General features: G+C 62.2%; 16 protein-coding genes and 1 pseudogene. 9 read left to right on the plus strand and 8 right to left on the minus strand.

Annotated elements, in window-relative coordinates:
- Positions 1 to 21 precede the first annotated feature (21 nt).
- From NU688_RS30385 to NU688_RS30405, 5 genes are all read right to left on the minus strand, one after another.
- On the minus strand, positions 22 to 1,788 hold the full coding sequence (locus NU688_RS30385; RefSeq protein ID WP_257864675.1) for a CocE/NonD family hydrolase: 1,767 nt from the start codon (positions 1,786 to 1,788) through the stop codon (positions 22 to 24).
- Between the two features lie 402 nt (positions 1,789 to 2,190).
- Complete coding sequence (locus tag NU688_RS30390) at positions 2,191 to 2,592, minus strand: hypothetical protein (RefSeq protein ID WP_257864576.1); 402 nt, start codon at positions 2,590 to 2,592, stop codon at positions 2,191 to 2,193.
- A gap of 12 nt (positions 2,593 to 2,604) precedes the next feature.
- The gene (locus NU688_RS30395) at positions 2,605 to 4,158 is read right to left on the minus strand and encodes a peptidase (protein ID WP_257864677.1); all 1,554 of its coding nucleotides are present in this window, start codon (positions 4,156 to 4,158) and stop codon (positions 2,605 to 2,607) included.
- A gap of 532 nt (positions 4,159 to 4,690) precedes the next feature.
- The gene (locus NU688_RS30400) at positions 4,691 to 6,262 is read right to left on the minus strand and encodes a S10 family peptidase (protein WP_257864577.1); all 1,572 of its coding nucleotides are present in this window, start codon (positions 6,260 to 6,262) and stop codon (positions 4,691 to 4,693) included.
- A 419-nt stretch (positions 6,263 to 6,681) separates the two neighbouring features.
- The gene (locus tag NU688_RS30405; RefSeq protein WP_257864578.1) at positions 6,682 to 7,608 is read right to left on the minus strand and encodes a LysR family transcriptional regulator; all 927 of its coding nucleotides are present in this window, start codon (positions 7,606 to 7,608) and stop codon (positions 6,682 to 6,684) included.
- Between the two features lie 141 nt (positions 7,609 to 7,749).
- Here NU688_RS30405 and NU688_RS30410 point away from each other — a divergent pair, with 141 nt between their 5' ends.
- The 3 genes from NU688_RS30410 (at position 7,750) to NU688_RS30420 (ending at position 11,838) form a co-directional block, all read left to right on the plus strand.
- On the plus strand, positions 7,750 to 9,183 hold the full coding sequence (locus tag NU688_RS30410; RefSeq protein WP_257864579.1) for an MFS transporter: 1,434 nt from the start codon (positions 7,750 to 7,752) through the stop codon (positions 9,181 to 9,183).
- A gap of 130 nt (positions 9,184 to 9,313) precedes the next feature.
- Positions 9,314 to 10,723, plus strand: a complete 1,410-nt coding sequence (locus tag NU688_RS30415) for a DUF2130 domain-containing protein (protein WP_257864581.1) — start codon at positions 9,314 to 9,316, stop codon at positions 10,721 to 10,723.
- A 479-nt stretch (positions 10,724 to 11,202) separates the two neighbouring features.
- Entirely contained in the window at positions 11,203 to 11,838 is a 636-nt protein-coding gene (locus tag NU688_RS30420) for a regulatory protein GemA (protein WP_257864583.1), read from the plus strand.
- Positions 11,839 to 11,858: 20 nt separating this feature from the next.
- Here NU688_RS30420 and NU688_RS30425 read toward each other — a convergent pair whose 3' ends face one another.
- The 3 genes and pseudogenes from NU688_RS30425 to NU688_RS30435 form a co-directional block, all read right to left on the minus strand.
- Positions 11,859 to 12,626, minus strand: coding sequence for a GNAT family N-acetyltransferase (locus NU688_RS30425; RefSeq protein WP_257864585.1), 768 nt, complete (start codon positions 12,624 to 12,626; stop codon positions 11,859 to 11,861).
- A gap of 33 nt (positions 12,627 to 12,659) precedes the next feature.
- A pseudogene (locus NU688_RS30430) lies at positions 12,660 to 13,088 on the minus strand (VOC family protein).
- Between the two features lie 74 nt (positions 13,089 to 13,162).
- On the minus strand, positions 13,163 to 13,549 hold the full coding sequence (locus tag NU688_RS30435; RefSeq protein WP_257864586.1) for a VOC family protein: 387 nt from the start codon (positions 13,547 to 13,549) through the stop codon (positions 13,163 to 13,165).
- 355 nt (positions 13,550 to 13,904) lie between these two features.
- On the opposite strand from NU688_RS30435, the gene NU688_RS30440 reads away from it, so the two are divergent.
- From NU688_RS30440 to NU688_RS30465, 6 genes are all read left to right on the plus strand, one after another.
- Positions 13,905 to 14,858 (plus strand): LysR family transcriptional regulator, encoded by a 954-nt coding sequence (locus NU688_RS30440; protein ID WP_257864588.1) that lies wholly within the window; start codon positions 13,905 to 13,907, stop codon positions 14,856 to 14,858.
- Between the two features lie 232 nt (positions 14,859 to 15,090).
- Positions 15,091 to 16,713 carry a tannase/feruloyl esterase family alpha/beta hydrolase gene (locus NU688_RS30445; protein WP_257864589.1) on the plus strand — a complete coding sequence of 541 codons (1,623 nt, stop codon included), beginning with the start codon at positions 15,091 to 15,093 and terminating at the stop codon, positions 16,711 to 16,713.
- 128 nt (positions 16,714 to 16,841) lie between these two features.
- Positions 16,842 to 18,194, plus strand: coding sequence for an MFS transporter (locus NU688_RS30450; protein ID WP_257864590.1), 1,353 nt, complete (start codon positions 16,842 to 16,844; stop codon positions 18,192 to 18,194).
- Positions 18,195 to 18,378: 184 nt separating this feature from the next.
- Positions 18,379 to 19,188, plus strand: a complete 810-nt coding sequence (locus tag NU688_RS30455) for an alpha/beta fold hydrolase (RefSeq protein WP_257864591.1) — start codon at positions 18,379 to 18,381, stop codon at positions 19,186 to 19,188.
- Between the two features lie 42 nt (positions 19,189 to 19,230).
- Positions 19,231 to 21,627, plus strand: a complete 2,397-nt coding sequence (locus tag NU688_RS30460) for a DUF6351 family protein (protein ID WP_257864592.1) — start codon at positions 19,231 to 19,233, stop codon at positions 21,625 to 21,627.
- Between the two features lie 150 nt (positions 21,628 to 21,777).
- Entirely contained in the window at positions 21,778 to 22,935 is a 1,158-nt protein-coding gene (locus NU688_RS30465; RefSeq protein WP_257864594.1) for an ABC transporter substrate-binding protein, read from the plus strand.
- Positions 22,936 to 22,948: the final 13 nt, after the last annotated feature.

Raw genomic sequence — 22,948 nt, forward strand, 5'->3', positions numbered from 1 at the left:
CACCTCTGCATGGGCCTCTGCTCAGTTCAGCTTCATCACGGCTACGGGATTTGCCTTTGGCACGAGTGGCATGTCCAGTGTCGTATTGGCAAGGTCCAGCGATATCGTCTCACCGCTCCAGTTGTTGTACGCCTGGATCACCAGCGAGATTTTTCTCCCCGGCAAGACTGTGAAGTCGCGCGGCATCATCTCCAGCGAAACCTTGTATGCCGTATCCGGAGCAATGGTCTCCGGTTTCTCCAGGGACTTGTAGAAACTGGGATTGGCCCAGCCCCAAGTCACGGCCTGCCCATCGACGAACAGCTTCGCCTTGAGATCGGTTGCGCCATTCGGGAACTTGACGGTTGTCGTCACATAGATCGTGCCGGCAAAGCGGGTTGCATTGACGAGAGGCCGGGTCGCGAAACTTCCGCTGTCGGCGCTATCGCTTAGCGTCAAAGGTCCTCCCGCCGATCCGTCTCCGGCATCTGGAGTCAACAACAGGCCCGTGCCAGGGGCGGCGTCGCGATGCAGGTAATACGAAACCGTCTTCGTTGCCGGCCAGGCGTCTTCCTTCACCAGGATCCCGCCCGAGGTGATGCAATCCCTTGGGTTGTGAGCAGCGGAGCCAGGCTGATTGCAGTGGCCTGTCAGCGTGTCGCTCAAGTCGGTCCGCGGCTCGCCGCCAAGGTCTCCGGCAACGCTGTCTCCAGGCGGCGTCTCCCGAACGTAAGTCGGCTGTGCCTCGACGCCGTTGTTCACGCCAAAGAGATAGCGCGAGTACCACAGCATGATTTGCTTTTGCCACTCTTTCTGCCAGGCCGGATCGTCGTGATCCTTGGCGTGGAACCACAGCTGCACCGGCTTTTTCAGTTGATGGAGCGTCTGGTACAGCTGAACGCCATTCTTTGTCTTGACGTTGTTGTCGCTCTGACCGTGCGCGATGAGCGTCGCGGCCTTGATGTTGCCCGCCAGTGCGAGCGTATTGCGTTCCTTCCAGAAGTCGGTGTAGGCGAGTGTTTCGTCGTCAACGCCCGCGTCCAGTTTGGCGAAGTTGGCTTTGCAGTCGGCCGGTGGGCTTTGCTTGTTGTAGCTCTTGGCATAGCCGTTGAGAGTGACGACGCCAAGCTCGTCGGGGACCACGCCGTTGTACCGTGAGAAATAGTCGTAGGCATTGCTGATGCCGTCCACCGGAACGATGGCTTCGAGGCCGGTGACGCCCGTGACGGCGGCCATGGTGGGCAAGGTTCCGCCATAGGAAATCCCTTCCATGGCAACGTGGTTCGTCGACCAGGCTGCAGTCACTGCGGCACCGCTGTCGTCAAACCCTTTCGCGGAAGGGTCGCCCGCCAGCCAGCGAACAACATCCGCCATGGCCTGGCGCTCCGCACCGTCCATGATGCTGGCGCAACCCTCCGATTGGTAGCTCCCGATCGTGTCCGCGTAGACGACGGTGTAGCCCATCCGCAGATACTGATCTTCGCCAAGAAAGGGTTGCCGCTTCCCGACATAGGTCGGGTCTCCGTAGTAGATGGACGGTCGAACGATCACCGGTGTCTTCAAGCCATCGGCAACCTCAGCCGGTTGCACGATGCGCAAGGCAAGACGATCGGGTTTTCCGTTGTTGTCGGTGTCGAGCGCCGTCTGAACCTTGACGCTGAACTTCAACGGCGCCCGGCTCGGAGAGAGCCAGGGCAGCACCATGCCGTTCTCGACGACGGGGCCGTCATGCCCCGGGTAAAGACCGGCAAGCGCGGGATAGGGCACGTCTGTCGGGGACTTCTCGAACTGGGGCCCCACACCGGGCAACGGCTCCGGCGCCGGGATCGGCCCGGGAGGTGGCTCTTGCGTGATGGTCTGCGGCGCGGTTGCCACTGGCAGGAAGACAACGGAGGGTGCGCCGTCTCCACCGCCTCCGCATGCACTGATGACCGCACTGATGAGCGCGGCGGCCGCAGCGGCACCGGCGATCTGAAGTCCGCGTGTTGTCAGCCTTTGCCTTTTGTTCTTTGACGTATCCAGCTCTTCGACACTCTTTTTCATTTCGACATTCCCCTATGTGGTGAGGTATTGCAATGGCTGGCTGGTCGCCAGGTTGCACAGGAAATTTCTTGCCGACACGGGCCGACACGTGGCGCCCAGGCTCACTGAGAGCGGGCGCCACGAAACCGCGCCGGCTCGATGGCCGGCGCGGTTTCATCGATCAGCTTTTCATTTGCTGCTCGATTGCGCCGCGGCCTTCATGCTCATGATTCGCTGCGGCGTACGTTGCGATATGAAGCGCAGCACGTCGTCGAGCCGCACATAGCCGCTGCCACTGCTGTCGATTTCGCTGAAATGGTCGCTGACGAAGCCCCATCCCGCCGCCTTGGCCTGCGCTTGCGACAGCAGGCCGTTGGTATCGCCGCCCGCGGCAGCGGCGAAGCGCTCGCGGGTCTGGGTTTCGACACCTTGCACAACAGATTTTTCAGTCGGCTTCGGTGGAGGAACCCAGTCCTTGGGCAGCGGCGGAGGGAGGGGAAGATCGTTGTAGGCATGTGCGTTGCTCATACCCATCAATGGAACGATGGTGGCGATGGCGCTGACGGTCAACCAGAAGGAAGTGTTTTTCATGGAGCACCTCGATTAATGAAGTTGAAGCGCGGAAGCACTGACACTGGCACTGCTGCTGCCGAGTGCATCCTGGGTCGGCAGGGCGTAGTAGTCGTCAAGCGTCTGCTTGAGCGGTGCCCGCGAAGACTCGGTGTTGTAGATCATGTGGCCGCCCTCGAACCATTTGACGGGAATCCGGCTGATCAGGCCCGCGCCTTCGAGATCGAGTTCGGTCTGGAAGCCCGACGTCGCAATGTCCTCATAGCCGTGAAGGATCAGTATCTTGCTGTCCGGATTGAAGGTCAAAACCGCCTGGATGTCGGTGATGCTTTGTGGGCGGCTATCGACGTCGCTGTCGATGCGCGCCCACTTCCAGATGTAGCGCGGCTCGTCGTTCAAAGGCTGGTAGGCCCCTTTGAACTTGTAGTTCACGAAATCCGGAAAATAGGTCTTGAGCTGGTTCAGGAAGGCGAGGTTGATGTAAGAGTCCGCGTCCTTGTCAGGACTGTTGCTGTCGGGAACCATCATTCGCCCGTCATAGCGGCCGAGCACCGAGCCCGGGATCAGGGTTTGTTCATAGAAAGCGGGAATGAAGTTGAAGTACATCGCCGAATACTCCGTAGAAATGCCGGTGTAGGCCTCCAATTGATCAAGCACAGCCTTGCCTTGGGTGCTGCCGGCAAAGGTACTCCATGCGTCGCTGTCCTTGGGCTGGAGGTAATTGCTCGGGTCGAAGTACGTGGTCAGCGTGTCCTTGAACGTCGTCCTTGCGAACGTCCTCAATTCGGCAAGGTATTGCTCCTGGGTCTTGGTCCCTCGCTTGGTGGATTTTTTCAAGTAGTCCGCGACCATTGCATAGGACGGGATATAGCCCTCGCAAGAAGACCGCCCTCGCGTCATCTCGCAGCTGGTGTTGTAGTTGACCAGCGGCGAATTGAGGATGAATCCGGCCAGCACCTTCGCGGGTTTGCCCGAGAGATCGGGCATGTAGTGGCTGGTGCCGGCCTGCTCCAGCAGGTTGGCGACGATGGGCGTGCGGATGCCGCCATAAGACTCGCCATAGAGGTACTTGGGTGAGCTCTGCCGGTTGAACTTGTTGATGTAAGCGGTAATGAAGTCGGCCACCACCTGGGCGTCGATGTCGGTGCCCCAAAGGTCTTTGTTCTTCAGGGGCGCGATGGCCGTGGAGAGACCGGTGCCGGGCGGATCGACGAAGACGATGTCCGACTTGTCGAGCAGGGAGATCGCGTTGTCCTCGAACGGAAAGCTCTCGGGTTGCTTCGTGGGATCGGGCATGTTGGGCGCATCCGACTTCAGCCGCTTCGGACCCCAGGAGCCCATGTGCAGCCAGATGGAGGCGGAGCCGGGGCCGCCGTTCCAAAGGAAGGTCACGGGGCGGTTTTCCTTGGGTAGTGCATCCCGTGTGTAGGAGGTGTAGAAGACCGCTGCTTCCGCTCCCGATTTCCTGGTGGGCGCAACGTTCCGGTAGGCCACGAGATGCCCTGCGCGCGCGACGTAAGGCAGAACCTTCCCGTTGATCGTGATCGTGTGCTGCTTGACCGAGGTGTCTTCGTTGATCGCGGACAGATCGATCGAACCATCGGACGTTGTGTCGTAGGTGTTGGGGTCGTCCAGCACCTTGTCTGCAGGCGCCACTCGGGCGAAGACCGCTGCTTCCGGTTCCGCTTCGGCTGGCGTTGGGGGCGGTGCAGGTGGCGTGGCTCCCGCGCCGGAAGCACCGGCAACCGGTGTGAAGGATGAGGAGCCACCGCTCCCGCCGCCGCACGCTGTCAGCGCGGTGACCGTAAAAGCCGTGATGACGGCTCGACTTAAGCTTCTGTTATGCATTTGATGTTGCTTCCCTAGAGACAAAAAAAGAACGGCGGGCTTGGTATGCGCCGTTCACCTTCGTGTCGGGTCAAGAGATGCCATTCACGTTGCAAATGGCCGCATGACCGACGCGTATCGGCACCCGTTGTGCAGGCGCCGAATTTCGACGAACTTCAAGTCTTCTCTTTGCACGGCAGATCCAACGCCACCGGCAATGGATCGACATGGAAATTCCGATCCCCGGGGCGGGGCGGGTCCGATGGCATCAAGAGGAGGGAGTCGGAACGCATCAGTCCATCAAAAGCGACGCGGTTTCCGCCTGCCGCTTCATGATCCGCGCGGTCGGATCGCGTTGCGTGGCTGTGTCGTAGAAACTGCTCACGTCTTGCCGCAAGGTCGATTTGACGGCCTGGTCGAGATACAGCATGTGCCCCGACGGATAGGCTTTCATCTTCAGATTGGCGGCCTTGAGCTTCGAATCCAGCGAGGTGCCCAGAAGATTCATTTCCGTCTGATGGAAGGTGATGGCCGAATCGTAGAGACCCGTGGCAACAAAGACCTTGAGGTCGGGATTCAGGCTCATCGTGAGCGCCAGGTCTTCGGTGGTGACCAGTTCGCCGTAGGAGTCGCCATTGGCCCTCTTGCCTGGCTGGGCGTGGGTCCAGTCCCAGTTGTTGATGACAGCGTTGTCGGCGGGTTTGGTGAAGGGGCTCGCCGGGAAGTACTTCAATTCCTCGCGCAGCAACGTGTTGAAGGTTGCATAGAAGGCGCTGCTGATATTGACCGAGGACGGATCGTCCGAGACCGAAGCGGCGGCACCCGGCGTGAACAGGCGCGTAGCGCGCCCGTCGTACCGCCCGATGGTCAGGAATTGATCCGCCAGAAGGCGATTGCGCAGCGTCGCGGATGAAGGCAGCTTGCCGCTCGCGGTCAGGACCGAGACCGGCATGCCGAGGTAGTCGGAGACCTGAGTCTTGATCTCCGGCGTCATCAGCGCTGCATTCGCCAGGGCCTTGGCGTAAGTGCCGTCAGAGAACAGGACCACTTCGTTCATCAGGTGCTGCAATGGCTTGGTCGCATGCGCTGGTGCGAGCTTCTTGTGATACCAGGCATTCGCCGCGAAGGTGGCGAGCTTGCCCACCGAATCTTCCCCCAGCGTGTTGTTGGTCGAAGGGCCGATCAGCACGATACCGTTCAGGTCGATGGCCTCTCGTTGAAGTCGCAGCGACAGGATCGACGACCGGTGTCCGCCATACGATTCGCCCAGCAGGAACTTGGGCGAATTCATGCGGCCGTTGACATGCAGGTAGCGCTTGATGAACTGCTTGACCGACTCCGCGTCCTGGTCCGCGCCCCAGAAATCCGAATTGACGGCAGGCTTGATCGCTGTCGAGTACCCGGTGCCGACCGGGTGGATGAAGACCAGGTCGGTGCGGTCCAGCAGGTTGTCGGGGTTGTCCTTGATCGTGTAGGGCGCCGGTGCCGTGAAGTCCGGCATCGACGTCGGCGTGAACGTGGGGCCGAACGACCCCATCATCAACCAGATCGAAGGGCTGCCCGGGCCACCGTTGTAGATGAAGGTGACAGGGCGCTTGGCCGCGGGCACGTTGTCGACGGTGTAGGCCACGTAGAAGATCGATGCGTTCTTCGCGAGCGTCTTGGCGTCCTCGGTGACGAGGTGCCCTGTGGTGGCGGTGTAGCGGATCGTCTTGCCGTCGATGACGGCATCGCGCTGTACCACCGCGGCGCCCTCGACGGCGCTATCGAGCGCGGCATCGGGCTCGCCACTGTAGGCGGTGTTGTCGGTGAACGGTTTGTCCGCGGCAAGCGGGATCGTTGCCGGCGGCGCGACTTCGGTCACCGACGTATCCGGCGACGGCGGCTGCACAACGGACGGTGGGGCTGCTCCCGCGAAAGGGTTCGGCACGAATCCGGAATCCGAGCCTCCGCCGCATGCGGCCAAGCAAAGGCACAAGGCCGCTGCGAGTCCGGTTCTTCCGATCGAAATGCCGCGATGGGCAGGCTGCAAGTGCGCCATGGTTTCTCCCTGTGTTGAATCTGCTTTCGCGAGCAAGCTTAGTGCCAGAGCAGAGGCCAAAGGGAGTCGGAATCACTGGTGTGATCCCGTAGCCAATACAGCGTTGCTAACGCAACAAAATGGCAAACACGTCGATCGGCTTCGCAAATTCGGCGGTGATGACTCTCGGCCAGAAAGCAAGGGTGACGTCGCCGGCAACAGTCGGGCCACAGCCGACGTTCAAGGTCGAAGCCCGAACGCAATCACGGCGTGCTTGTCTGCTCATTCAGCGGCCGGCAAACCTCCAGCACCACCCCACGCAGCCACCGATGCGCAGGGTCCCGATCCAGACGCGGATGCCACATCTGCGACACGGTGATCTGCGCCGTGGGCATCGGCAGTGGAAACGAGCGCAGCGTGCCCCGTGCCCTCAGGTGTTCGAAGTACGAGGACGGTATCAGTGCCACCAGATCGGTCGCGGCCGCGATCGACAAGGCGGTGCTGAAGCTGGGCACGACGACCGCGGCATTGCGCACCAGGCCCATCGCCGCGAGTGCAACGTCCACCGGCCCCTCGGTCCGGCCGTGGCGTGACGTGACCACGTGGTCGCAGGCCGCATAGCGCTCGGCAGTGATCCCGGGTGCGGCGAGCAGGGGATGGCCCTCGCGCACCACGGCGACGAAGTAGTCGCGAAACAGCGCCTGCACCCGCACCTCCGGGCCCGACTCGCCGAGCACGCCGACGTCTAGGTCGATCAAACCTTCGCGCAGGGGGCGAACGTCCTTGTCGGGCTTGGGCGTGAAGCGCAGGCGAACGCCGGGCGCCTCGCGCGCGGCGCGCGCCACCAGCTGATGCGCGAAGCCCTCGATGAAGCCGTCGTTGGCCCGTATGGTGAAGAGGTGCTGGAGCGCGCGAGGGTCCATGCCCGCGCCCGCAGGCTGAAGCACCGCGCGCGACTCCTGCACCAGCTCCCTTGCGCGATCGCGCAGTGCCAGCGCATGCGGCGTAAGCACCATCGCGCGACCCGCGCGTACGAGCAGCTCGTCCCCGGTCGATTCCCGCAACCGCGCGAGCGCGCGGCTCATGGCCGACTCGCTCAGGCCCAGGCGCTCGGCGGCTCTCGCGACGCTGCCCTCGGAAAGAAGTGCGTTCAACGCAAACAGCAGGTTCAGGTCGGCATCTGTTGGCATGCACTGAACCTAGCACGGCTGCGGTGGTTTCGACAGGCGCCGCATGCAGGAACAAGCTGCGCGCCACGCGCTGGGCAAGCTGCATGGGCCGTCCTAAGCTGGCCTGGCGCAATAGAGTGTGCCTCTTCCAGTTGCCCAATCATGTTGTCATCTACGCTTAGCCCCGACTCTTCTTCCACCATCGGCCGCACCGTCGAAACCCAAGAGGTGAACGCCGTGCATGACGCCGATGGCCTGCCGCTGCCGCGGCGCTTCGCGGCCGTCGCCGCGATTCTGGGCGCGGGCGTGCTGGTGGTGCTCGACGGCGCCATCGCCAACATCGCGCTGCCGAGCATCGCGCAGCAATTGCGGGCGACGCCCGCCGATGCCGTCTGGATCATCACCGCCTACCAGTTGGCCGTGGTCATGTTCCTGTTGCCGGCTTCCGCCATCGGGGAGCGGTTCGGGTATCGGCGCGTGTTCGCCGGCGGCGTGGCGTTGTTCACCGCGGCGTCGGTGTTGTGCGCGTTGGCCCCGTCGCTGTCATGGCTCGTGGCCGCGCGGTGCCTTCAGGGCCTGGGCAGCGCGGCCGTGATGCCCCTGGGGCTGGCGTTGTTGCGGTTCACTTATCCGCGTCGATTGCTGGCGCGCTCCATCGCCTGGAATGCGCTCGCCGTCGCGGCCGCTTCGGCGTCGGGTCCCACCCTTGGCGCTTTCATACTCTCCGCGGCAAGCTGGCCGTGGCTCTTTGCGGTGAACCTGCCGATCGGCCTCGTCGTGCTTGTCGCCTGCGCAGGGTTGCCGAGCCCGCCGCGCTCGGCACGCCACATCGACGTGTGGAGCATCGCGCTCAACGCGGCACTGTTCGCCTCCTTCGTCATGGGAAGCGACCGGCTCGTCGCGCATCCGTGGCAGGGTGGCGCGTTGCTCGCGTTGTCGGCCATCTGCATGGTCCTGTTGGTGCGGCGCGAGATGCCCAAGGCGGCACCGTTGATTCCGCTCGACCTGCTGCGCGTGCATTCCTTTCGCGTCTCGGTCATCGCCTCCGTGTGCTGCTTCACCGGCCAGATGGCGGCCCTTGTGGCGCTGCCGTTCTACATCCAGCACGAACTCGGCCAGAGCGCGGTGACTGCCGGCCTCCTGATGACTCCTTGGCCCTTGGCGGTGATGCTGGCCGCGCCGGTCTCGGCGCGCCTGGCCCAGCGCGTACCGACCGCATGGCTGTGCGCAGCCGGAAGCGCATGCTTCGCGAGCGGCCTGGCCCTGTGTGCCCTGTGGCCCCTGCACGGCAACCCGGCCTTGCCGCTCGCGGTGTTCACGAGCCTCGCCGGCCTGGGCTTCGGCTTCTTCCAGACGCCCAACAACCAGAACATGCTGCTCTCCGCGCCCAAGGAGCGCAGCGGCGCCGCCGGTGGCGCGCAAGGCACTGCACGGCTCACGGGGCTGACGCTCGGCAGCCTGGGGATGAGCCTGGCGTTCGCGCTGCTGCCGCCGCACAGCGCGGTGCACTGGGGGCTGGGGATGGCGGCCCTGGCTGCGTTGGCCGGGAGCGTGGTGAGCTTGCTCAGGAGCCCCGCACGCGCCGTGGCCGCCTGACCGATGCCGGCAAGCGAGGGGCGGCGCCGCCGACTCGTGGCAGGATTCGCCCCCACAGCCATCAACGCATGCCGCATGAAGCGAATCGAGACCCCCCGACGCATCGTCGTCATGCGGAAAGCAACCAGTCATGCATGAAATCATCTGCCCGCACTGCGGGAAAGCCTTCAAGATCGACGAGGCCGGGTACGCCGACATCCTCAAGCAGGTTCGCGACAGCGACTTCGACAAGCAACTGCACGAGCGCCTCGAACTGGCCGCGCAGGACAAGCGCAATGCCGTCGAACTCGCGCAGGCCAGGGCCGCCAGCGAGTTGCAAGCGGCCGCTGCAGCCAAGGACGCCGAGATCCAGCAACTGAAGGCCAGCCTCGACGCCGGCGAGGTCGCGCGAAAGCTCGCCGTGAGCGAGGCCCTGGGCGCCGTCGAAAAAGAACGCGACGCGCTCGCCAACGAACTCGAACAAGCCAGGCAAGACAAGCGAACCGCGGCCGAGCTGGCCCAGGCGAAGCACGCGAGCGAACTGGAGCGGGGCGCTGCCGTCAAGGACGCGGAGATCCAGGCCCTGAAGGCCAAGCTCGATGCCATCGAGGTGGCGCAACGGCTCGCGGTCACCGAGGCCGTCAGCGTGGTCGAGAAGGAGCGCGACGAACTCAGAAGTGGCCTCGGGCGGGCCGAACTCGAAAAGCAGCTCGCCGAGAAGTCGCTCAAGGACAAGTACGAGACGCAGATCAAGGACCGTGACGACGCGATCGAGCGCCTGCGGGACATGAAGGCTCGCCTGTCGACCAAGATGGTCGGCGAGACCCTCGAGCAGCACTGCGAGACCGAGTTCAACCGCATTCGGTCGATGGCGTTTCCGAGGGCGTATTTCGAGAAGGACAACGACGCGCGCACCGGCAGCAAGGGCGACTACGTCTTTCGCGACGCGGACGAGGCGGGCACCGAGATCGTCTCGATCATGTTCGAGATGAAGAACGAGAGCGACCGCACCGCCACGAAGAACAGGAACGAGGATTTCCTGAAGGAGCTGGACAAGGACCGCACCGAGAAGGGCTGCGAATACGCGGTGCTGGTCTCCCTGCTGGAGCCCGACAGCGAGCTCTACAACACCGGCATCGTCGACGTGTTCCACCGCTACCCGAAGATGTACGTCGTGCGGCCGCAGTTCTTTCTTCCGATCATCACGCTGCTGCGGAACGCGGCGATGAACTCGCTCAAGTACAAGTCGGAGCTTGCGCTCTTCAAGGCACAGAACATCGACATCACGAACTTCGAGAACGAGCTGGAGACGTTCAAGAGCGCGTTCGCCAAGAACTACGACCTGGCCTCCAGGCGCTTCCAGACCGCGATCGATGAAATCGACAAGTCGATCGACCATCTGCAAAAAACGAAGGAGGCGCTGCTCGGCACGGACCGGAACCTCCGCCTTGCGAACGACAAGGCGCAGGACGTGACGATCAAGAAGCTGACGCGGGGCAACCCGACGATGGCAGCCAAGTTCACCGAGCTCAAGAAGGATGGCCCTCCCGATGCGGAATGAGCCGTGTCATCCACGCCCGAGACGTGTCTTGAATGCCACTGCCCAAGTTCCTGGGGATACCGGCTCAAAGAAGACTGCGTTGCGCTGCAGAATTCGTCGTCTCGCGTGAAGTTTTTCACGTTTTAAAGCGAGATAAACTTGCGCAAAGAGACAGTGTTTCGTTTCTAGCCCTGCTTCATGATAGTGAATCTAGAACCTTCGTTTCTCATGCCTGTGCATTGCACGATGGATCCGTTGTATCGGCAGTGATTTCCAGCCCGGTCAGTTGGACTTCATCAAGCGACTCATGCAGCATTTGCTCACTGGTAATTTAACTAGGGAGCAACAGTTGAAGATGAATCGATGGGCAGTACTACTTTTCGCTTCGGCCCTCAACCTGGGCGCCGAAAGTCACATCGAGTTGTGCGAACGCGTGCTGTGACATTGCGCGCACTTGCCGATGGCACGCAGCCCGTTGTAGAGCGCAAGGACGCCGGCGCATGAGCGCCGAGCGGTTTCGCCTGATCAAGCTGATCCACCTGGCCTGCCGCGAACTCGAGCGCGCGGGGAAGATGGACGAACTGACTTACCGGACCATGCTGCGTGCAGCCGGAGGTGCCGATTCGACCAAGGACATGGGCATTCCGGCGCTGGAGCGTGTCCTGGCGCGGGCCAGGAAGGTCCGTTTCGTGGTGCGCCATATCGGCTTTGGCCGCCGCCGCCAGGACACGCGGCCCGAAGCCCGCAAGGTGCGAGCGCTGTGGTTGTTCCTGCATGCCCTGGGCCAGGTCAAGAACCCGTCCGAGGAGGCTTTGGCGCGCTACGTGAAGCGCATCGCATACATCGATGACATGCATTGGGCCGACAGCCTGGTCATGCGCCGCCTGATCGAGACCATGAAGAAGTGGGCGATGCGTGTCTTGCCGGGCATCGTCGATGGTTTGCGTCGCACGATCGACCAGGCCGGCGGCAAGGACCAGCTGAACGAGGGCCAGATCCGGTTGCGCCGACAGGCCGACAAGGCGCTGCGTGCCAGCGACGGATTTCAAGGCTATTGGGCGGCCTGGATGGCCCTGAACGAGGCACTGGGCATCCAGTTCGCAGCCGATATCGCCGAGTTGGGAGTCAGGGAGTGAGCGTCGAATCGCGCTGGGCGTCAGGTGTCATGCGCTGTGTCACGCGCATCGCGGCAGACAAGAACTGAGCGCGAACCGACAGACTCGTAGCCATACTTGGCATAGAGACCGAAAGATGCGACCTCCTGGCCAGGCGCAAGGCAGGTATGCGTGGCGCCGAGTTCGCGCGCCTTGTTCTCCAGCGCGAGCATGATGAAGTTGCACAGCCCCATGCCGCGATGCGAGGGCCGCGTGAACATATCGGAGATGTACGCGACGCTTTGCGGCAGGGCAATCAACTGACCCTTGGCAACCACTTCGCTGTCGACCGTGGCGTAGAAGTTGTGAATGAACGGATCGCGCGATGTGCCGGGGTTCGAGATGCCGGGGAGCGACGCGTAGTCCTCCATGTCCCCGGCGTTGGCGACCTCGTGAATGCTGGCACCTCGCGCAAGCGGTCGACTCCACACCGTGCTCAGTGCGCGGCCCAGCAGGGTGCTGCCCCAGGCTTCGGCGTAGCCAGCATCAACGAAATGCCGTGCCTCGCGCGCCGGATCGGGGGAGAACATGTTGACGACGTGTTCCTCCTTGCTGGCGGTTGCTCTGCCTACCTCGTGCAGGCAACTTGCCCCGGAGCCGACGCAGAAGAATTCGCGGGTGTATTCAAACTGCCGCGGCCATGGCCAGGACAGCGGTGCCGGATAGACGATCTCGGTCGTGGTGCCATGTGAAGAAACGGATGCACCCACTTCTTTTTGCTCACGATGGGCGATCGAGCGAATGAATGAGGTGACGGATTCGAATTTCATGTTTCGGAGCGCAAACGGGGCACCACGCAGTGATCAAAACGCGATTCGCACCGAAGCCGCACTCCGATCCGCTTCACCGTGAAACACGGCCTCGATGTTGTTGCCATCCGGGTCCAGCACAAACGCCGCGTAGTAGCCGGGGTGCTAGGGGCGTTCTCCCGGCGCACCGTTGTCCCTTCCGCCATGTGCCAGTGCGGCCTTGTGGAATGCGTCCACCATCGCGCGGTCTTGCGCCTGGAACGCGATGTGATGGCGTCCGGTCAGTTCGCCCCGCACCTCCTCGCTGTCGGGCGTAGACACGAACAGTTCATCGGCCCAGAAGTTGCGCCCGTCGGAGCCGCCCATGGGGATCTCCAGCACATCGAAGACGGCTGCGTAGAAGGCCTTGCTGGCCGCCAGATCGCGAACGACCAGGCCGATGTGGTCGATCAGGCGGCCGCGACGCAGTTCCTGTTTCTTCATGAGAGGCTCCTGGCAGTTGAGGTCGGAGCGACGGAATCTACCAGCGCCTCTCATCGCGCTCGGCTGGCGCGTCGCTACCCCTGCGCGATCTCCTCATGAATGCAGAGGTAGTTCCCCTCGGTGTCCTTGAACCACGCCGCCTTTTCCGAGCCGAGCACGCAGACGTGGTCGACGGTTTTCAGCTCGGGGTAGTCATAGTCCTCGAACACCACGCCGGCGCGCTTCAGGTTCGCGATGCTGGCGGTGATGTCGTCGACCTGAAAGCTGATCGCCGTGTGGTCGGCCTTGGTTCCCTCCGGTTTGGGAAACAGCGACAGTGTGCTGCCGCCCACCGAGTAGACGCACTTGCCATCGGGCCGCAGGCCCCCGGGTTTCAGGCCGAGGCAACCCTCGTAGAAGGCGCGGGCGCGGTCCATGTCCTTGACGGGAAGCATGGTCGTGATAGACGAGTCGGACAACATGGGAGGTCCTTTCGTACAAGTCGGCACAGCGGTGGTTGCTGGGGCCATCACCTTTGCTGGTCGGCCGGAAATCAGCTTACGCCGACAACGGGGGCGATGCCAGTGTTAGTGCGCGAGTGCGCGCCGACCGCCCGGCATCCTGAACCCAGGGCCGTTTCGGAAATCGAGACCCAAAACTGTCAAGCGCATGACAGAAGCGAGGGGATACCCGCGTCGATGCCCTCCAAGTGCCTCCCTATGCTGGCCTCGGCATTTCGCGTTGCACGACGACCAGAAGAAAAACCGGAGACAGGGAGCGATTTCGCGTGCGTGCGCGTTGTCGCTTTCCTGCCGGCGCTGGACACAAGGGGACCTGATGGAGTTGCGCCAGTTCAAGTATTTTTTGTCCATCGTCGACAGCGGCAGCGTGTCCCGGGCGGCCCAGCATCTGCACGTTGCGCAATCTGCCTTGAGCAGGCAGGTGGCCGAACTCGAATCCGAACTGGGCGTGCAACTGCTCGTGCGAAGCCGCAGCGGCATCGTGACCACCGACGCCGGAAAGCTGTTCTATGAACATGCCCGGGGCATCACCAAGCAGATCGACGATTTGCGCAACGCCATCCGCAATTCCGCCGAGACGATATCCGGCTCCGTGATCGTCGCGCTGCCGCAGTCGGTGGCGGTCACGCTCGCGTTGGCCCTGACCCTCGCCGTGGCCAGGGACTACCCGGGCCTTTCGTTCCAACTCAACGAGGAGCTGTCGGGGCACGTGGTCGAGCAACTGACGCGCGGGCAGATCGATCTGACGATCCTCACCGACATCGTTCCGCGCAGCGACCTCGTGTTCGTTCCGCTGATCGAGGAGGCCTTCGTCTTTCTGCATTCGCCGACGGACCCCGATGCCCCGCCCCCCGGAGAGGTTTCGCTGGCGCAGGCCTGCGTGCGTCCGGTGGTCTTGCCGGGTGCGCAGAACGGGCACACGACACGCTGGGTCATCGATGCAGCGCTCCGGGCGGCCGGCCTGCCTGTGTTGCGCATCGCCGCGGAGATCAACTCGCTCGGGGTGCTCAAGGATGCGGTCGAGGCCGGCATCGGCCCGACGATATTGCCGCCCTCCCTGGTGCAACGCGAGTTGAGAGAAGGGCGCCTGGTGGCCCACTCGATCCGGTCCAAGGCGCTGGTGCGCGTGCTGTGCCTGTGTACCGCACGGGATGTGCCGGAATCGAGGGCGAGGGCGGCTGTCTGCAGATTGATCGAACGCGTGGCGCGCGATCTCTGCGAGAGCGGTCGATGGGTGGGGGCGCGCTATGTGGGGCCTGCTGTCGATTGAGGCCCGGGCTAATTACCCAGGAAGTGTTTGAGCGGTCATCTAATTTCGAGATTTTCATATCTCGAAGTTGTATCGAATTCGGGCGTAAACCCGCTATTTCGATCGGAAGGTGACTGCGAGGATTCCGCTGCTACAGAAATGCGAGGACATGGAGATGCGGTGCATCCGCAGGCCTCTGGTTATGGCAATTCGTGGCTGAAAAGGTAAATCCAAACACATTCAGGGAAGACAAATGAAATTATCTCAATTGACATGCGGATTGGCGCTGGCATTTTCGCTGTCACCCATGCTGAGTCAGGCGGCCCCGGCGACAATGAATTCCGGGAAGTGCACGATGGTGCAAATCGCTGCCAATCTGGAAAATCTTGTTGGACAGTTGGGTTGGAGCAAAAATTCCGCAAGCGTATCGACCGCAAATTGGAGTTTGCTTACTTCATCCTGCGAAGTCACTGGAAAAATCAAACCGAAGGATGTCAATGCGCCGGATATCAATTTCAGTGTCAGTCTTCCTGCGAATTGGAACGACCGTGCATTGTTGATGGGCGGTGGCGGACTTGATGGATTTGTCGTGCCCGCTGTCCTCTTGCAAATAAAGAATTCAGGCTTCGTCATATTCACCAACGATTCGGGACATCAGTTGGACCTCGTGAAAGGTCTATCCAACGGCGATCTAGCTGGCGGAAGCTTCGCCATGAACGATGAAGCGCTGAATAATTTTGCGGGTGACTCACTGAAAAAAACCAGAGATGCAGTAAATCAACTGATCAATATTATTTACGGAAAGGCTCCGAAGTATTGGTACGCAATTGGCGGTTCGGAAGGAGGGCGTGAGGTATTGACGTTGGCGCAAAGGTGGCCTGAAGATTGGGACGGGATATCCAGCGCAACGCCAGCTCTGAATTTTGCCGACATGAACAGAGCGTTCATCAGGCGACTACAGGCATGGAAGGCTCCAGGAGGCGCTCTCGGTTTGGGCGAGCTTGACGCATTGAGCAAAAGCGTAATGTCGACATGCGATGCGCTCGATGGCGTGGAAGATCAGCTCGTGAGCAACATAGATGCTTGTCGTAAAGCATTCGACCCGATGACGGCCACACGACCATCTCCCTGGCCATTGCCGCCCGCGCCTTTGCATTGCCCCCCCCGTGTTTCGAGCTCCCTGCTCTATGCATGCCTATCGGATGCGCAAATCAAGACCGTTCAAGTCGTGATCAATCCGATTGAATTTGCCGAGCCTTCCAACTTCGGCGCCCGGAATTATCCTGGATACAAGCCGAACAGCAATTTCGCTTCAGGACTTCTCATCAACCAAGGCTTGTTGGCGGATCCTTACTACAAATACTTCGTTACGCGAAATTCTTCCGCTGATTATATGGATATGGATACCCTGAGTCTTTCCGGGCCGTTTAAAGAGCGCTTCCAAGCCTTGGAGAAACTTTTCAATACGAGCCCCGATCTGAATAAATTCTTCAAGAAGGGCGGGAAAATTCTTTTGACGCATGGTACGGATGATCAGGTAATTTCACCGCAAAGCACCCGAAACTACTATGAAGCGGTTGTGCAAAACGTGGCAACGTCGAAATCTATATCTGCATCGGAAGCGGCAACAGCGGTGAAAGAGAATGTGCGATTTTACGAATTTCCCGGTGGTATGCATGGCGGCGCAGTGAATCTGGGAACATGGGATGATTTAAAGGCATTGAAAGATTGGGTCGAAAATGGCAAAGCACCTGTCAATCCGATCTTATCGGGTGGGTCCCGCGACATCCCATTGTGTGAATATCCGACGTGGCCAAAATACAATGGTTCCGGCGATGTCAAGGCTGCATCGAGCTTTACGTGCGCCACGAATTAATGGCCCTGCCGCAATAAGCTCTTTCGGAGCGTGCATGCCGAGAGTCGGTGTGCAGAGTTGAGAAAGGAGGCAATTCGCCTCCTTTCTCGGTTGACCCGCAGCATGCGCTGTGAATCCCGGAATATTTCATGACAACCACTTTTGCCGTGCCCCATTTGCAAAGCGATGTTCGGTGGGCCCTCCCCAGCCGCGCCAGAACCATCACCGCCGTCACCATCGGCAATGCCCTCGAATTCTTCGATTTCACGGTCTACAGCTTCTACGCCATCCTGATCGGCAAATTGTTTTTCCCCGTTTCCTCCACCGAGGGGCAATTGCTGCTCTCGATCGCGACCTTCGGCGTCGGGTTTCTCGCCCGCCCGCTGGGCGGCATCTTCATCGGCCAGTACGCCGACAGGCGCGGCCGCAAGGCCGCGATGACCTTGACGATCATGTTGATGGCCCTGGGCTGCGCCATGATCGCGCTGGCCCCGACCTATGCGCAGATCGGCTTGGCGGCGCCGCTCATCATCGTTGTGGCGCGCCTGCTCCAGGGCTTTTCCGCCGGCGGCGAATCCGGCGCGGCGGTGACGCTTCTGATGGAAAACGGCACACCGCGCAACCGCGGCTTTCTCACGAGCTGGTTCATCGCGAGCCAGGGTCTCGGCATCGTGATCGGGGCGGGCATTGCGGTATGGCTGGCGAACATTCTTTCGCCCGCCGCGCTCGAGAGTTGGGGCTGGCGCATTCCGTTTGCGCTGGGTGTGCTGATTGCGCCTGTGGGGTTCTATATCCGCCGCCAGTTGCACGAGACCCTGGTTTCGCGCGAGGCGACCACCGGCGCCGCACCGCACGCTGCGGCAATCGCGAAGCCCGACGTCGATCGCCCCAGCCCGCTTCGACAGCTCGTGAAGTCCCACAAGCTCGACACCTTGCGCGGCATTCTGCTGATCATGGGGACGGCGGTGTCCGCCTACCTCATCCTGCTGTACATGCCGACCTACGCCATCCGCGAGCTCGGCCTGCCCGCGAACTCGGCGTTGTTCGCGAGCGTGCTGTCCGCCGCGGTCACCTTCGTCCTGGGCCCCATCGTCGGCATGATGGCCGACACCTGGGGGCGCAAGCCGCTGATCGTCGTGGGGCGCGTGGCGTCGGTCATCCTCGTGTACCCGTGCTTCCTGTGGCTGAACGCCGCGCCCAGCGTCGCGAACCTGCTGATCGCCGTCTTCGCACTGAGCGTGCTCTACACCCTGCACGCGGTGCCGACGCTCACGATGCTGCCCGAGATGCTGCCCAAGGCGGTGCGCGCCACCATCACCTCGGTCAGCGCAGGCGTAGGCATCTCCGTCTTCGGGGGCACCGCGCAACTGATTGCGGTGTGGCTCATCGGTGCGACCGGCAACAAGCTCGCGCCGGCGCTGTACCTGATCGTCGCGCTGATCGTTTCGTCCTGGCCGCTGCGCCATCTGGTGGACCAGACCGGCCGCAGGATCGACGACTGAGAAGCTGTGAATAAACCTACTGCGCGGTCCGATCTAGCACCTGCGGTCCTCACCGTACAAAGTACGGTTCCGGTCCTCGGTGCAAGCTCGAACCGCTCGCTACGGTTTCTTCACACCTTCTTGAGAGTCTTCTTCTTGCGCGCGCTTTTTTTTGGCCGCTGCCCAAACGCCAACGAACATCCCCATGAGCTTCGCCAAATCCGGAAACACCCCCATCTACTACGAGCGCCGGGGGCAGGGGCCCGCGGTCGTCTTTCTGCACGGTGCAGGATCGAACGGGGCCACATGGTGGCAGCAACTGCCGGCCTTTGCCAGCCGGTACACGTGCATCACCGTCGACAACCGCGGCTTCGGTCGGAGCGTGGCGTCGACCGCTGCCGAATTCAGCCTCGACGTGTTCGTGAGCGACGTGCTGGCCGTGCTGGATGCCGAAAGCATCGACAGCGCCGCGCTGGTGTGCCAGTCGCTCGGGGGCATGACCGGATTGCGCGTGGCGTTGCGGCACCCGCATCGGGTGTGGGCGTTTGCCTGTTGCGATTCGCCCATGGCGATCGGGCACGCACAGATGCTTTTGGACATTCGCACTTTTCTCTCGTCGGTGGACCCCGGGGATCTGGAGAACAGCGCGTTGAGCAGAGGCTTTGTGCAACGACATCCCGAGTTGTCGCTGCTCTATCGGCAGATCAATCAATTCAATCCGGCCATGTTCAACGAGGACGCCAGCGCCGGCCTGCGTGCGCGCCTTGGCGCGTTGATGGCGCCGGACCAGCTGCTGCCGCTGGATGCGCTGCAGGCGCTGCGGTGCCCCACGCTGCTCCTGGTCGGCGTCGAGGATCCGCTGGTGACTCCGGCGGTGGTGCGCGACGTGAGCCGCTACATCCCCGGCAGCCGGATGGTGGAGATTGAGGGGGCAGGGCACTCCCCGTACTTCGAGCAGCCCTTGCGCTTCAACACGGAAGTGCTGGCGTTTCTGGACCAGGCGGCGAAACCCTAGCGCGCCGTTCCGCAGGTCGTTAAAAAAATCAAGGAGACAAGAATGAAGCATGAAAAGACTTTGGTGCGCTCTCTGGCCGTCGGCGTGCTCTGTGCTGCTGCGGTCGTCGCGTGCGGCGGAGGAGGCGGCAGTGAATTTCGGTTCTTCCCGAGCGGTGCAGGCGGAGGTGGAGGCGACGGCTCAGGAGACAGTCCCGTCGCGGCCATCGCGCTGAAAACGCTTTCCAATCGCGCGGACCTGATCAGCGATGGCGATGCGCTGATGGAGGTCGTCCTGCCCCAGGGAGTGAAGAGCGAGGATGTCCGCGTGGATGTCAATGGAACGGACGTGTCCCCGCAGTTCGCGGTGCGGGACAACGGTCGCATGATCGGGCTGGTCGCCGGATTGCACGCGGGCGAGAACCAGGTGAGTGCGAAACCCAGTGCCAATGCAACAAACGTTCGGGGCGCGCGTCTGGTGGTGACCAACTACAGCCGAAGTGGAAACATCTTCGCCGGCGCTCCGATCCAGCCGTGGGTGTGCGCCACGAAAACCGGAAGTGCGGTGACCGTCAGCGTTCCCGGCACGGGCCTCTCCGCCTCCACGACGCCCCGCCCCAATGGGCTCGACAGCGACCCCGTCGATGCCGACTGCAATGCGCCGACCACGTTCAGCTACTACTTCATGCCGAAGGCCAAGGAAGGGAGCGCGTGCACCTTCACGGTTGCGGTCACGGTCCCGGGGACCACGCCTTGCTTCCAGCCCTACGACCCGAAATCGCGTCCCGCGGATGCGCAGATCGCCGATGTGACGACAGATCGCGGAGATACGGTGAAGGCGCTCCTGCGCCTGGAGCGCGGGGTGCTGGATCGCGGCATCTACCAGGTCGTTGGCCTCTTCGATCCCGCGAAGCCATGGACGCCTGTTGCGCCGCAAAAAGGCTGGAACGGCAAGGTGTTGTGGAGCTTTGCCGGAGCGGCCACCGGCAATCGATTCCAGCAACAACCCCTGAGCGATCCATTCAACGACCGGGCGCTGCGGGCGGGGTTCATCACCGTGACCTCGGCGTTGACGGACCACCAGCTGAACAACAACGACCTGCTGGCGACGGAAGCGATGATGATGATCAAGGAGCACATCGTCGACACCTATGGCGAGATCCGCTATGCGATGGGGTTCGGTGCTTCCGGAGGGTCGACGATGCAAACCGTTCCGACATCGATCATGCCGGGCTTGCTCGACGGATTGATCACCCTTGTCAGCTTCCCGGACACCGTCACCATCTGGGGCGAGACACGCGACTGCATGGCGCTCGAAAAATTCTATGCAAGCGCCAACGCAGGCGGCTGGAGTGAAGACGCCCGATCGACCATCAATGGCCACCCCTCATCTGCCTACTGCAAGAGCTGGGTGACGGCGTATGAAACCGGGCAGGATCCGACACTGCCGGTCAACTGCGGGGGGCTGCCCGCATCCATCGTGTACGACCCGGTTCTGCGGCCCGACGGTGTGCGTTGCTCGCTGCATGACGCGCTCGCGCCCCTCGTCGGCACGGTCAAGGATGTCGACGGTATCCAGAAAACCAGACTTCACTTCGACAACGTCGGCGTGCAGTACGGCTTGAAGGCACTGCAGGGCGGCAAGATCACGGTCGAGCAATTCGTTGCGCTCAACGAGGGTGTCGGCAGTCTGGACCTCGACAGCCAATGGACCGGCGGCGTGCCTGCAAGTCCCAAGCTTCCCGCCCCCCGATTCAAGGCGTCGGAAGATGCAATTTCGGCCCTGTATCGAAGTGGCATGGTGCAGAACGCCAAAAATCTCGCCGGATTTCCCATCCTCGATATCCGTGTAGATGCGGGCGGAGGGAATTTCCACATGGCGTGGCGCTCACTCTCGCAACGCGCCCGGCTCGATGCGGCCAATGGCGGCCACGCGAACCATGTGATGTGGGCCGCCGGTGTGCTGGCACCTGAATTTGCGCAAGGCAGGCTCAAGAACAAGGACGGCTTCGCCACCATGGACCAGTGGCTGGGCGCCATCGAAGCGGACAAGACGGCCGACCCCAAGGCGCAGAAAGTGATACGCAACAAGCCTTCGGCGGCAGAGGACACCTGCTACGCCATGGGCAGCTCGCCAGCCGATCTGAAAGAAGTGCCGTTCGATTCGGGCGCCTGCTTTCTCAATGCGAAGCCCTTCGAATCTCCGCGCATGGCGTCCGGCGAGCCGCTCACGGGTGACGTCTTAAAGTGCCGACTCAAGCCGCTGGCCTTCGCCTCGGCCGATTACACGGGCAAGGCGTTTACCTCGGGTCAGCAGGCGCGCATGCAGGCTGTCTTTCCGGAAGGCGTGTGCGACTGGAACCAGCCCAGCGCGGGCCAGGTCCCCTGGACGCCGACGACCTTCAAGGCGGGGCCTGGCGGCACGGCGCTGGGCGCGGCACCGGTATCGCAGCCTTTGTAGCAGCCGTCGTCCGTCGGCATCATTGTTCCGATTCGATTGGCGAGGAGACCGACCAGTGCCCGACCGACAACATTGATTGGCGTATCCTGCTGCCGCAAATCTAAAGCGTTACTTCGCCTTCATTTATCCAATTTGAGAGACACGCAACAAATGAACCGTCTTATTCCCTTCAAGCCCGCACTCTTCGCACTCGCCGCCGCGGCAGCCGCCTTCGGCGCCCAGGCCGCCGACATCAAGATCGGCGTGGCCGCAGCCCTCTCGGGCGGCGCCGCCCAATACGGCGCGGCCATCCGCAACGGCTTCCAACTGGCAGCCGACGAAATCAACGCCGCGGGCGGCATCAACGGCGACAAGATCGTGCTGGCCATCGAAGACGAGCAGGGCAAGAAGGAAGACGCCATCAACGTCTTCAAGAAACTGATCTTCCAGGACAAGGTCCTCATGACCTTCGGCCCCACGCTGTCGAACTCGGCCCAGGCGGCCCACCCGATCGCCCAGGCCTCCAAGACCGTGGCCTTCGGCACTTCGAACACGGCCGACGGCATCACCTCCATCGGCGACTACATCTTTCGCAACGCGGTGACCGAGGCCGACGTGCTGCCCGAGACGCTGCGCGTGGCCGTCAAGCACGCCAACATCAAGAAGGTCGCGGTGCTCTACGGCAACGACGACGTGTTCACCAAGAGCGGCTACGACAACTTCAAGAAGGCGCTGGACGCGCTGAAGCTGCCGATCACCACGACCGAGACCTTCGCCAAGGGCGACGTGGACTTCAAGGCCCAGCTCACCAAGATCAAGGCCGGCAACCCCGATGCCATCGTGCTGTCGGCCCTGCTGGCGGAAGGCGCACCGGTCATGGTGCAGGCGCGCCAGCTCGGCCTGAACGTGCCGGTCATCGGCGGCAACGGCATGAACTCGACCAAGATCTTCGATCTGGCCAAGGGCAGCTCGGACAACCTCTACGTCGGCAGCCCCTGGTCGGCCAGCAACGCCACGCCCGAGAACACGAAGTTCCAGAAGGCCTACAACGACAAGTACAAGGTCGCGCCCGACCAGTTCGCGGCACAGGCCTACGACGGCCTGCACATCGTGGCGCAGGCGCTCAAGGGCGTGAAGCTGTCGGGCAACCTGGCGGCCGACCGCAGCGCGCTGCGCGACGCCCTGCCCAACGTGAAGTGGACCGGCGCCACCGGCGCCTTCGCCTTCGCACGCATCAACGACAAGGCCGGCAAGCCCGCCGGCTACGACGCGAAGCAGCAGGCCATCGTGAGCGTGACAAAGGGTTCTGCGTTCGTGATCGAGAAGTAGGCAGCGCCGGGGC

The organism is Variovorax sp. ZS18.2.2 (genome assembly GCF_024701975.1).
GTDB lineage: Bacteria > Pseudomonadota > Gammaproteobacteria > Burkholderiales > Burkholderiaceae_C > Variovorax.

What these genes read in the sequence shown, in the direction of transcription:
- NU688_RS30440 (WP_257864588.1), top strand. Translation starts at nt 13,905, where the DNA reads ATGGAGTTGCGCCAGTTCAAGTATTTTTTGTCCATCGTCGACAGCGGC.
- NU688_RS30405 (WP_257864578.1), bottom strand. Translation starts at nt 7,608, where the DNA reads ATGCCAACAGATGCCGACCTGAACCTGCTGTTTGCGTTGAACGCACTT.
- NU688_RS30445 (WP_257864589.1), top strand. Translation starts at nt 15,091, where the DNA reads ATGAAATTATCTCAATTGACATGCGGATTGGCGCTGGCATTTTCGCTG.
- NU688_RS30450 (WP_257864590.1), top strand. Translation starts at nt 16,842, where the DNA reads ATGACAACCACTTTTGCCGTGCCCCATTTGCAAAGCGATGTTCGGTGG.
- NU688_RS30415 (WP_257864581.1), top strand. Translation starts at nt 9,314, where the DNA reads ATGCATGAAATCATCTGCCCGCACTGCGGGAAAGCCTTCAAGATCGAC.
- NU688_RS30425 (WP_257864585.1), bottom strand. Translation starts at nt 12,626, where the DNA reads ATGAAATTCGAATCCGTCACCTCATTCATTCGCTCGATCGCCCATCGT.
- NU688_RS30390 (WP_257864576.1), bottom strand. Translation starts at nt 2,592, where the DNA reads ATGAAAAACACTTCCTTCTGGTTGACCGTCAGCGCCATCGCCACCATC.
- NU688_RS30435 (WP_257864586.1), bottom strand. Translation starts at nt 13,549, where the DNA reads ATGTTGTCCGACTCGTCTATCACGACCATGCTTCCCGTCAAGGACATG.
- NU688_RS30410 (WP_257864579.1), top strand. Translation starts at nt 7,750, where the DNA reads ATGTTGTCATCTACGCTTAGCCCCGACTCTTCTTCCACCATCGGCCGC.
- NU688_RS30455 (WP_257864591.1), top strand. Translation starts at nt 18,379, where the DNA reads ATGAGCTTCGCCAAATCCGGAAACACCCCCATCTACTACGAGCGCCGG.
- NU688_RS30465 (WP_257864594.1), top strand. Translation starts at nt 21,778, where the DNA reads ATGAACCGTCTTATTCCCTTCAAGCCCGCACTCTTCGCACTCGCCGCC.
- NU688_RS30420 (WP_257864583.1), top strand. Translation starts at nt 11,203, where the DNA reads ATGAGCGCCGAGCGGTTTCGCCTGATCAAGCTGATCCACCTGGCCTGC.
- NU688_RS30460 (WP_257864592.1), top strand. Translation starts at nt 19,231, where the DNA reads ATGAAGCATGAAAAGACTTTGGTGCGCTCTCTGGCCGTCGGCGTGCTC.